The following is a 12,181-nucleotide window of genomic DNA, read 5'->3' on the forward strand; positions in this document are numbered from 1 at the left end:
CCATGAGTCACTTATTCACGAGGCTGACCCTAGTCTCTATTGTCCTAACCCTAGCAACACATCGTTCCAATGCCCAAGAAGTCACGATACCAGAAGGTTGGTTCCAAAAAGATCACATTAAGGGTCAACTGAAAAGAGGCCTAGGTGCAGTTGTCGTCAACGTAACAGAGGTTGATTGGTATCCAATGATAGAAGGTGAAGTTGAGACTCTAACCTATCAATCATGGAGGAAAGACCTAGAAGCTCTCCAACCGCATTATGATGCCTACCTAGAGGGCAAGAAGCAAGACTCCATCAGAGCCTATCAGTTTCAGGAAATTGATAGATTGATTGGAGAGTATCTAAAGGGCAAGAATAAGACCCTATTGATCGAGGCACAAGCCTTAGCAGATAGTCAACAGTTAAAGATTGAAGTTGAAGATTCGAGTCCGCAATACCGTGGCTATGCAAATAAACCTCAAATAGAATTGAGACTGGCAGAAAAAGGTCGTGTCTCATCTAGGAAAGAGATTCAACTGTATCAATCTCAATTAGAGAAACAGAAGCCACAAGAAAGAGTCACCAATTATCAAGCAAAAGAGTACTTGAGACTCATGGAACAACAGGCTTCAATTCCAAAGACAGAAAAGGGGAAAGTCCAATCCAAGGTGGCTCAAAAGAGACTGGCATACCTGCCAACTACTAAAAAGATTGAATTAGGAACCATATCAGGAACATTTGAACTGATTGGTAATGATTTCTCGTATACCCAAGAAGAGATTCCAGGAGTGGCACAGGCTAAAGAGTTATATCCAGCCCAAGAGACAGGTTCAATCCCTGCTTGTTGTACGATCATCAAAGACACAGAGTCAGGACAATTAATCACTATCAATTCAACAGAGGTCTTTCAGTTAATGGAAAGAGACATGAATCAGGCAGCATACGTGGAGGAGGTTGAAGCATTGGGATATCAAACCCATACAAGAGACTGGGAAGTCTATCTGAATACTAATCACTACGAAGTCAAGGTCGATCGTTTCCTGATGGAGGCTCTCAAGGAGAACCCAAAGGTCCTACAAACTCTTGACGCTCATTATGGGCACTTGAAAGCAGTTTGGAATCAATTGCCCAGTATCACATCTGCTTTAACAGAGTCTATCAGAGTCTATCGAATCAAGAAACAAAACATCTCCAACTCTATGATTGAAAAATGGAAAGCAGAGACAAAAAAGGCCATCAAACTGAATGACCAGTTGATGACCCTAAATATGAAAGAGTTCCCACTATCTCAATACTATCCCCTAGATGCCTCACAGTCCCAAGAGATTGACACTTTTACGGATGCCTTAATTGCCTCTCGTGGGATTCTGATGCTTTAGGCTGTCAATTCTTGGTACTGTAAGCGATGAGTGGCTCCTTGGAGAGATAGGATGAATCGTACACCATCAGGCATGTGTCGAGTATTGTAACGATAGGCAAATTCATCACAATAAAGTTGTAAATGCTTGGCACTAGCAACATGGTAGATACCGAAAATACCCCTTTTCAGGAGACTCCAAAATCCTTCGATACTATTGGTATGGTATCCATCTTGCATAAAACTACCCTTGCTATGATCAATGACTCGGTGTTGATACATTCGATGGAGACCCTTGTACCCCACCCAACCATCAGAGACCACCGTAGAACCCTCTTCAACGGTATCATTAATCACACCTTTGAGAGTTCGGCCTCGGGTATTAGGGACAATTTCAGTTTTGACCTGACCATCGCTTAAGAGTCCGAAAACAACGGTCTTTGATTTGGTACTACGACCTTGAGTACCTTTCTCTTGTTTAGGCTTGGCCTTGTTAGCATTCCGTCCTCCGACATAGGTTTCATCAACTTGAACGACTCCATCCATTTTTTGACTGCTTCGATCGCTAAAAGAATTTCTGATTCTACTCAACATGAACCACGCTGTCTTTTGAGTGATGTTGAGGTCTCTATGAAGTTGAAGACTACTAATCCCTTTCTTATGTGAAGCAAAGAGATAGATGGCTGTAAACCATTTTCGGAGTGGAATGTGAGAGCCTTCAAACATCGTACCTACAGTTACTGTAAATCTACGTCGACAGGTTCGACATTTATAGAGACCCTTAAAGATGCCTCTTTGTTTCAATTTATAGTGACCCGTGTGGCAATGTCCACAATGGGCACAGCAGGGTTCACCGCCCCATCTAATAGCCTCTAAATATTCTCGACAAGCGGCTTCGGTATTCAGAGTATCAATCATCTGTAAGATTGATTGAAAGACAGGAACTTCTTCATCTTGGGTGTAATTGTCTATCATCCTTGTTTTATTAAATTTAATACTTTTTGTTGACATCCGAAACTTTTTATACATATAAGTTATTGTAAAACAATAAGATACGGCTGATATTGACGCCAGTATAGTTTAATATAATATCGGTAATGGATTGGCTCCATTGGTGGAAGTCACAATCTCGACAAATCAAATAGAAGGCAAGAACCCCTTCAATTCGACAAACTAGATTGATAGTCCGATTCATGAACGACCCGATTCGAAGCTTTTGGAAAGAGCGGCGAATAGATGATTCTATTTTTCTAAATAGGTTCTTTGTGGAATTGAGAACCTTGATTGAAGAATCGATTGAGAACTGAAAGTTGAATGAAATTTGTAAATGCATGATTTTAAAATTTTGTGTTGTTGTATGCACGTATTCAACTATATGGTCTCGAAATTTGAACTCAAATGCTCCAGTTGAAGATTGAGCTGATTAATTGTCACATCTTCAACGGGTTAAAAGAGTCCAAATTGAAAAATCCGACCCCCAAATGGGTCGGATTTTCTTTTAAACGAAATGAAGAAAAGGGTCTAATATGTCAGATTTAGCCCATTAGGAGATAAAAAGAATCCGACCATAAAAGGGGTCGGATGTTTGGATGAGTGACCAGAAGATTGGATATTGGTACACTCAAGTATATAGGTATCAAAAATAATTCCAAAGTCGTTTACTAAAAACTAATAGCTAAATAATCAATAACTCAATAATCCAATAACGAATAACCAAACAATGAATTTTCACACGCGCAAATGGGTCAAGCCCGAAGATTTAAATCCTAACCGTACCCTGTTTGGGGGAAGACTGCTGGAGTGGATCGATGAAGAAGCTGCTTTGTATGCGATTATTCAATTAGAGAATAGCAATGTAGTGACTAAGTATATAAGTGAGATTGACTTTAAAAGTAAAGCCGAAGAAGGAGACATCATTGAAATTGGAATTGAGCCGGTCAAATTTGGCTCCTCATCGTTAACGCTGCGTTGTGAAGTGCGCAATAAAATGACCCGCGAAGTTATCATTACCATCGATCAAATCGTGATGGTTAGTTTAGATGCAGCCGGAAATGCTAAACCACATGGTAAAGCAAAAATAGAATACGTTAAAAACCGACTAAGTGATTAGACTCATGTGGCGGTTGAGCTTGTCGAAGTAACAAAATGTGGTCGACTAAGTTGAAGTGATTAGCTTGGTTAAGTTCAATTGATGATTAAAAGAATATTTAATAGATTCCCGCATTCGCGGGAAGTTAACAAGATCAACGTTTACGCGGAAAATGAATATGCAAAAAGAAGATTATAAAATTCACATTATTGGTGCAGGAGTTAGCGGACTTATCGCCGCACGCGTACTTGAAAATCATGGGTATGCGCCAACTATTCTTGAAGCATCTGATCGGGTAGGTGGCAGGGTAAAAACAGAACATGAGGATGGGTTTGTATTGGATCACGGCTTTCAGGTTTTGCTAACTGCGTATCCTAAGGCTAAGGAGTACCTTGACTTTGAAGCATTGAAGCTGGAAAAGTTTCTTCCCGGGGCGGTGATCTTCGGGGAGGGTTCCAAGCAAACCATAGGAGATCCACTCAGGAATCTCTCCTTATTATTTCCCACAATTTTAGCCAGTGTCGGAACGATTTCCGATAAGTTAAAAGTGCTTAAACTCAATATACAGCTAAAGAAGAAGTCACTGGAAGAAATTTTTGACTCTCCGGAGAAAACAACTTATGACTACCTAAATGAAAAAGGCTTTTCAAAAGGAATGATTGAACAGTTTTTTAAGCCTTTTTTTAGCGGAATTTTTCTGGAGCCTAACCTTGAAACCTCAAGTCGTATGTTTGAGTTTGTCTATAAGATGTTTGGCGAAGGCTACGCGGCGGTACCTCATGATGGTATTGAGGCTATTTCCCAACAGCTCAAAGCGCAATTAAAACAAACTACGTTTAAATTTAATACAGCAGTACGTGATGTTCAAGACGATGAAATTAAACTAGTTAACGGTACTAATATAAACTCACACTTTAGTATCATTGCTACTGAAGCTTCTTCACTCGTTTCTAATTTAAGTAATCAACAAACGTCCTGGAAAGGGTGTGACTCACTTTATTTTGAGGTAGAAAATAAGGTGCTGGATAAACCCGTTATTGGACTTATTAGTGCTCCAGAAGCGCTTATCAATAACCTCAATTACCCTAAACAGGCTGGAGCAACACACCTACTTTCGGTCACTGTTGTTAAGGATCATGCATTGTCCATCGAGGATTTAAAAATCAAGGTTGTACAGGAATTAAAACAATATTGCGGTATAAGTGTAAAGCGTTTTATCAAGCATTATATGATCAAAAAAGGCTTGCCTAAACTCACCAACTTGCAATACAGCATTGACCCGACTGAGACTCAGCTTAAAGAACAAGTGTTTTTAGCCGGCGACATATTATTAAATGGATCTTTAAACGCAGCGATGATTGCCGGTGAGGCGGCAGCTATGGGGGTGATTAAAAATATTGAAGAAAATGTCTTTTGAGAACTACAGTAGATCTGTAATATATTGGTAATTCTCAAAACATAGGTGCTTCTAAATTTGTAATCTTGGTATCTCTCCATTATTTTAGGCATCTATACTCTCTTAGAAACAAGAGATATAGATTGCAAAACCATCCTTTATGAAGAAAATTCTATTTTACCTTATTCTCTCAGTGAGTTTAAGCTGTTTTGCACAAGATTCATCTACACTAAAAAATCAATTAAAAGGGCTTATAGATTCTTCAGATGTTTATTATGCCTTTGACAAACAAAAAGCGAATATATTTCTACAAAAAGCTTTAGTTCAAGCAGAGCAGAATAATTTGATAAATCTACTCGCACCCATTCATAAGAAAATAGCCGTAGTTTATAGTAATTATGGCAGTAGAGAAGATATTGACAAGTCATTTTATCACAACACTACTGCATTAGAGCTCTATCGTAGAATCGGTGATTCTACCGGGGTTTTTCAAGTATTGAGTAATAGTGCAAATCTATATAATCAACAAGGGGACTATAACCAGGCAATACGATATAACAGGTGGGCTAGAGATGTACTTGATGTGTTAGCAGAGTATGATGAATTAAACCTTGATAAGTCAGCTTCTTATGCCACGGCAGCATTCACTTATCATAATTTAAAATTGTACGATTCCGCTGTTATAAATTATAAAAAAGCATATGACTATGCTCAACGCTATAATCTTGATAAACCCATTGAGAAGAAATCTAATTTTGAGGTTTATTCACTGGCAAACATGGGTCAAAGTTATCTTCGTTTGGGAGAACGGGAACAAGCATATATCGCTTTTTCTGAATCCTATAGCGCAATTAAGAAAACTAATGATTCTCTCGGAATTGCGCAATTAGCGAATTTCTTTGGAGGTCTATTATTGAAAGAAGAAGAAGAGCAGAAAGCTATCACCTACATTAAAGAAGCCCTCAATCTATCTAAAAACAGCTCAGCTTATCCCATACACATGGCATCTTTAATCAAGATGACTCAGGTGTACATGAAGGGTGATATATCAGATAGCAGTAGTTTTTATATAGATAAAGCGATCGAACTGGGTTTAGAAAAGAGTCTATCAGGTAAACTCGCGTTTGCCTACGAACTCAAGGCGAAAATTCTTGAGAAAAAAGGAGACAGTGTTTCAAGTTTGCACTATTATCGTTTAGCTGATAAACTTGAAGATAGTCTCAATTTAGTAAAAAATGCAAATGATGCATTGGTTTCGATGGCCAACGAAGAGGTAAAGGAAAAACAGAAAATCATTGCAGAGAATTCTGTTGAAAGAGAATGGTTCATGTTTGCTGTTATAGTATTATCCGTCATTACACTAGGGCTGGTGGTCTTGTTAGGTAAGCGTTATTATCATGCTAAACAAAATAAAGTAGCCGAATCCACTCATACTATTAAACATAGGGTTCTAGTAACTGAAAATGCCCGTACTGCTATTCAAGCGGATACTCTTACAGAGATCAATCGATTGGTCGATTTATTAATAAAAAATAATCTTAGTGAAGAAGAAAGATCAACACAAATTAATAAAATAAGAGATCTAACACGGCACCAAATAGAACTCGAGGATAACTGGGAACAATTCTTTGTCCATTTTAATAAAGTGCATCCTCAATATATGAATAAACTTAGTCGTACCTACGATCTTTCTACCAGCGATTTAAAATTATGTGCATTTATTATCATGAATTTGACCAATAAAGAAATCGCTCAGATACTTAATATCACCCCAGCTAGTCTTCACGTAATGGTTCATCGACTAAAGAAAAAATTTGATCTTCCTAAGAATAAAAATGTATACCAATTTCTTAAGCGATTGGCAAATTAGACGTTTTGTAAGCTTTTGTTAAGACAATATGTACCGCTGTAAGCTTTCTTGAGTTTATGGGAAAGAAGGTTCATGTAGTTTTGGTCAACCCAGAACAACACTGAATCATCTTTATGGAAAAAAATCTACCTATCCGGATTTTATTTATTCTATTTTTCACTTCTGCTTTACTATCATTTACTACCTCGACCGGCTATCCTTATGATGGGGATGTTCTAATAAATGATGTTAATATAACGCCAGAATTAATTGATGTAAATAGAGATGTAATGTTGCATCCATCATCAGATTTGGGTCTTTCTAAATGGACATTCCAACGCATGTCCAATGAAAATGACGTATCGCCTGAAATATTCTCTAGAATTAACGACAATGTTGCACAGGAATCCTTAAAAATGGATTTTATTCTGGTAAATGATGGTAATCTCGTTCCCAATGCTAGTTTTGAAGAGTTTGATGTTTGTCCCCCACCTGGTATAAATTCCTGGGGAACCCCAAGAATTAAAGATTTCATTCGTTATTGGCAGGATCCGCCCTCTACAGCAACTCTGGGGCCTTCGTCAGATTATAAACACTACTGCTCGACAGGGTATAATTCAAATATTGCTGCGGCTACCGGTTCTGGACACATGGGAATTTTTACTTATTACAACGGGGGGTATCGTGAGTATATTCAAACTAAACTCAAAACACCATTGTGTAGTGGGCATACTTATGAAATTAAACTTAAACTTGCAGATGATCTTGGAACCGATGTCCATACGGATCGTATTGGGGTTTACTTTTCTGCCGACGAGGTGGAGTCTCCGGGAATCACACATATTGATGTTACCCCACAGGTAACCACACCGGCAGGGCAGTTTATTGACAATCAAAACAACTGGACAGAATTTACTATGAACTTTACTAATACCGGGGGTGGAGAAGAATATATCACTATTGGTAATTTTTTTAGTAATGCAAACACCAATACGCAAACCGGTTCAGGACATAAAGGGGGATACATTTACATTGATGACATCTCTGTAGTGGATATTACTCCTGCAGTAAATATCTCTTCTGCTGCTATTTCTCATGCTACATGTGCTTCTTCAAATGGATCAATTTCCGGAATCACGGTAACAGGAGGTAGTGGTTCTTATAGTTATCAATGGATAGATACAAGTGGAAATGTAATAGCAACTACATTAGATGTTTCAAACCTAAATCCGGGAACATACGAATTGCTAGTGGACGACGGTAGTTGTGTCACGCTATCCAGTACTTCTTACACTATTGATGAAATCGGATGTTATGATCCTTGTGCCCCTGGTAATATGGTACCCAATCCAGATTTTGAAGATTATAAAAATTGTCCTTCCAGTAGTGCAAATAATGGTAATACGTTGGGCAACCAACTACATGACTGGTATTCCCCAACCTCTGGCAGTACGGATTATATAAACTTTTGCGACCCGACTAATCTTATTCTTGGACCACCAGATTTTCCTGATAGAGGATACATTAGAATGCACGTTTGGTATCCGGGAGACCTAAGAGAATACGCGCAGGTAAAATTAAATCAGCCGTTAAGCGCCGGTGAGGTATACGATGTCAGCTTAGAGGCAAGTTTGACCTACAGTAGTAGGTATGAAATAGATCGTTTAGGGATACATTTTTCAGCAACGCCTGTAACGACCGGGAATAATCAGGTATTACCTGTAACTGCTCAACTGGAAACCCCGGTCAATGGTTTTATTGATAATAAAGGGACATGGCGAACATTTAGTTGGACCTATACCGCTACGGGAGGTGAGGAGTATCTCACCGTGGGTAATTTTCGTGATGACACTGACACCAATTATAACGATAACGGAAATGGTTCAGGTTGGTCATTGCTATATATTGATGATGTAAATGTCATATCGCACAGCAGTACGCCTAGTGTAGATGCTGGAACAGATATGACCATTAATAGTGGTCAAACGATAGCGTTAAATCCTTCCATCACTGGAGCTACTCCTGTTAGCTACACCTGGACTCCGGCTACGGGTCTTGATGATCCTACTGTAGTCAACCCGGTCTTCTCACCGCCGGGTCCGGGTTCTTATATATTTGATTTATTAGTTGATTTTGGCGGTTGTTACGAACAGGATACAGTTACTATTACTGTAAATGACTCTCCAGTCTCCTGTACAGGTCCCAATTTAATCCCAAACGGAGATTTTGAAAATCCACTTAAATGTCCAACTGAAAGCATTGATAATACCTCAGATACAATAGGTGACTTCTTACCAGGCTGGTCCATACCAAACGAGGCTTCAGCAGATTATTATAACACTTGCAATTACAGTGGTAATGACCCATCTGTAGGACCTGCCAATGGCGACGGTTTTGGAGGCATTTTTTTAAAAAATGGTGGAGAATACAGAGAGTATTTTCAAATTGAACTTACACAGACTCTAACAGCAGGCACAACTTACAATATCGATTTTAATTTATATAGAAGTAATACCAGCGGATGGTGTGATTTTAGTGAAGTAGGAATTTATTTTACAGACAGTCCTGTATCGGTATCGGGAAATCAAGTTTTACCTTTAACACCACAGGTCACAACACTTCCCGGAGAATTCTATTCAAATTTTAGCTGGCAAGCTGTAAGTACGGTATCCTATACTGCCACGGGTAATGAGCAATATGTCATTATTGGTAATTTTCAAGATAATGCGAACACTAATTGTCAAAATGGTCCACCAAATATTCAAGGGTACTATTATTTTGATGACATTTCTATAAGAGCAAGTAGTGACCCTAGTTTGACCGTTGATGCTGGTGCCAACCAAACCATATCCGATACCCAAACCGCTCAATTACAAGCAACGCCTTCTGGTGGTACTCCAGTAAGCTATACATGGACACCAGCTACAGGATTGAATGATCCAAATATTTCGAATCCAGTATTTACACCTCCATCAGGACCTGGTACCTATTCCTTTACCGTTACAGCAGATTTTGGTGGTGGGTGTTTATCAACCGATCAGGTAACTGTTATGGTAAACACTTCCTGTTCGCAAATTATTGATGCCGGTGTAGATCAAACTATTATCCCAGGAGAAACAGCTACTCTCATCGCCACACCAAGTAGTGGTGCTCCTACCTATATTTGGACGGCCAGTCCAGCAGACCTATCGCTTGTAGGACAGGGAAATGTATACAATCCAACAGTTTCACCAACCGTAACTACAACTTATACAGTTGAAGCAGATTTTGGAGGTGGATGTGTAGATACTGATACGGTTGTTATATCAGTCAATGCTGTTAATGTATGTAAAGGTCCAAACCTCCTTCCCAATCCAAGTTTCGAAAATCCTAGTACCTGTCCAGTGTTTTCTAATTCTACAACGATCAATGATTTTTATCCGGATTGGACGCGCCCTACTTTAACAACACCAGACGGCTATCATCCCTGTGGTGATCCAGAACTTGGAACACCTAACAATTATTTTGGTTTCCAAGATCCTGCGGATGGTAACGGTTATGCAGGAATGTATGTGCTTTCTCAGTTTGGGAGTAGAGAGTATATTCAAACTGAATTGACCACTCCTTTAGCGAGTGGCAATACTTACAGTGTGCGTGTACGATTTAGTCAAGCTGATAACACTTCTCTAGCCGTCGATCAAATTGGAATTTACTTTTCTACCTTAGAGGTTTCAACAGGAAATAATAGTAACCTGACATTTACTCCTCAACTAACAACACCTGCCGGTACTTTCATAGAACAATCTGATCAGTGGGAAACCTTCACATGGCAATACACGCCTACTCAAGATAATCTCACGCATATCATTATAGGAGGTTTTGGAAATTTCAATACAACTCAGATCCGACCTCCGTTATCGGGTTGGGGAAATAATGCTTATTATTATATTGATGATATAGAAATTAGCGAGCTTAGTGTGTCATCGACCATTGACGCAGGATCAGATCAGACTATCAACTCAGGAGGAACAGCTACTCTCATCGCCACACCAAGTAGTGGCACACCTACTTTTACCTGGGCAGCTAGTCCGGTAGACCCTTCCATATCAGGACAAGAAAATTTGCAAAATCCAACTGTATCTCCAACACAAACAACAACCTACACAGTTACGGCTGATTTTGGTGGTGTTTGTGTAGATACCGATACGGTAATTGTAAATGTGAATAACGCTTTTCCTCCACCAGGTGATTTTGATAATGATGGTATAGCTAATGTTGACGATGTTGATGATGATAATGACGGGATTTTTGATGTAATAGAATGTGGTGAGGTATCCATGTGGGACACTAATGGTAGTTCTAATGGAGCAGGGAACCAACAGGCCTTTCTAGAGTCGAATGTTGGCGCAACAACCATTACGATAAGTACGGCCGGAGGCGATTTTGATGGAACAGGAGATAGTCGTTTTATCTCTATTAATGAAAGAACAGGTGGTAATGGTACGTATACTATTAATTTCAATGAAGCTCCCGTCACTGATCTCCAATTCTACATTAGAGATTTGGGAAGGCGTAACTCTGGAAATGGATACTTAGGTAATTTTTCAGTGACGTTGGAGAATGGAACGGTATTAAATAATTTGAATTTTAACATACTTGCAGGGACAGGACCTTTTCCGGGTGCGGGAGGTGGAAATACTGAGATCATTCAACAAGTCAATATCGCCGGTGTTCTTTATGCTGAAGATCCAACGGCTAATGGTAATGGTAATGAGGCCTACGGGCTTATAGACTTTCCTTCAATCCTTCCTAGCGTAGTACAATCTGAAGCAATTACATCCTTAAGTTTTGACATCGTTGGTGATGGAGAGAATTCTGTATTCATTGGTGTACTAGCCAATGTCAGCGTCGATACCGATGGTGATGATTTATTAGATTGTTACGATCTGGATAGTGATAATGATGGTTGTAGTGATGCCAATGAGGCCTATAGTGATCCCACTGCAGATGGTGGCGATGGCGGTGAGTACGGTACCGGAGTGCCTCCTGCAACAAATCCTGATGGGAGTGTCATAGCAGCAAGTTATCCCGGTACGAATGCGATGGTGATTGATGCAAATGTCTTGACAGTATGTACTATCGAAGATTTTGACAATGATGTGGTAGAAAACAGCGACGATGTTGATGATGACAATGATGGGATTTTTGATATAGTAGAATGTGGTGTAATCAGGACTTGGGATACAAATGGGAGTAGTGCAGGAACAGGGAATCAACAGGCATTTTTAGATTCAGATGTTTGGGCTACAGATATTACTCTATCAACCGTTGGTGGTCAGTTTACAGGTACAGGGGATGATCGTTATATTGCCATTAGTGAAAGAACAAGTGGCAATGGTACGTATACCATTAATTTTGATGATGCTCCTGTAAGTGATTTAAAGCTTTATATCCGTGATTTAGGACAGCGTAATTCGTCAAATGCCCGCTTAGGTAACTTTACCGTCACGTTAGAAGATGGCACTGTGCTAA

General features: G+C 39.4%; 6 protein-coding genes. 5 read left to right on the plus strand and 1 reads right to left on the minus strand.

Annotated features, from left to right (window positions below; translation table 11 throughout):
- The first annotated feature begins 2 nt into the window (after positions 1-2).
- Positions 3-1,358, plus strand: coding sequence for a hypothetical protein (locus ABD000_RS04550; protein WP_343764418.1), 1,356 nt, complete (start codon positions 3-5; stop codon positions 1,356-1,358).
- Here ABD000_RS04550 and ABD000_RS04555 read toward each other — a convergent pair.
- Positions 1,355-2,311, minus strand: a complete 957-nt coding sequence (locus tag ABD000_RS04555) for an IS1595 family transposase (RefSeq protein ID WP_425545347.1) — start codon at positions 2,309-2,311, stop codon at positions 1,355-1,357. The genes ABD000_RS04550 and ABD000_RS04555 overlap by 4 nt on opposite strands.
- A 745-nt stretch (positions 2,312-3,056) precedes the next feature.
- Here ABD000_RS04555 and ABD000_RS04560 point away from each other — a divergent pair.
- The 4 genes from ABD000_RS04560 to ABD000_RS04575 all read left to right on the plus strand — a co-directional run.
- Entirely contained in the window at positions 3,057-3,446 is a 390-nt protein-coding gene (locus tag ABD000_RS04560; RefSeq protein WP_343764427.1) for an acyl-CoA thioesterase, read from the plus strand.
- A gap of 157 nt (positions 3,447-3,603) precedes the next feature.
- The gene (locus ABD000_RS04565) at positions 3,604-4,842 is read left to right on the plus strand and encodes an FAD-dependent oxidoreductase (RefSeq protein WP_343764431.1); all 1,239 of its coding nucleotides are present in this window, start codon (positions 3,604-3,606) and stop codon (positions 4,840-4,842) included.
- A gap of 139 nt (positions 4,843-4,981) precedes the next feature.
- Positions 4,982-6,691 carry a tetratricopeptide repeat protein gene (locus ABD000_RS04570; RefSeq protein WP_343764435.1) on the plus strand — a complete coding sequence of 570 codons (1,710 nt, stop codon included), beginning with the start codon at positions 4,982-4,984 and terminating at the stop codon, positions 6,689-6,691.
- 113 nt (positions 6,692-6,804) lie between these two features.
- Positions 6,805-12,181 (plus strand): PKD domain-containing protein (locus ABD000_RS04575; protein WP_343764437.1); only part of this gene is annotated, 5,377 nt, incomplete at its 3' end.

It is taken from the genome of Gangjinia marincola, from assembly GCF_039523415.1.
In the GTDB taxonomy this organism is placed as follows: domain Bacteria; phylum Bacteroidota; class Bacteroidia; order Flavobacteriales; family Flavobacteriaceae; genus Gangjinia; species Gangjinia marincola.

Bases quoted from the DNA above. Each gene is read 5' to 3' on its own strand.
- ABD000_RS04550 (WP_343764418.1), top strand. From the start codon at position 3: ATGAGTCACTTATTCACGAGGCTGACCCTAGTCTCTATTGTCCTAACC.
- ABD000_RS04555 (WP_425545347.1), bottom strand. From the start codon at position 2,311: ATGATAGACAATTACACCCAAGATGAAGAAGTTCCTGTCTTTCAATCA.
- ABD000_RS04560 (WP_343764427.1), top strand. From the start codon at position 3,057: ATGAATTTTCACACGCGCAAATGGGTCAAGCCCGAAGATTTAAATCCT.
- ABD000_RS04565 (WP_343764431.1), top strand. From the start codon at position 3,604: ATGCAAAAAGAAGATTATAAAATTCACATTATTGGTGCAGGAGTTAGC.
- ABD000_RS04570 (WP_343764435.1), top strand. From the start codon at position 4,982: ATGAAGAAAATTCTATTTTACCTTATTCTCTCAGTGAGTTTAAGCTGT.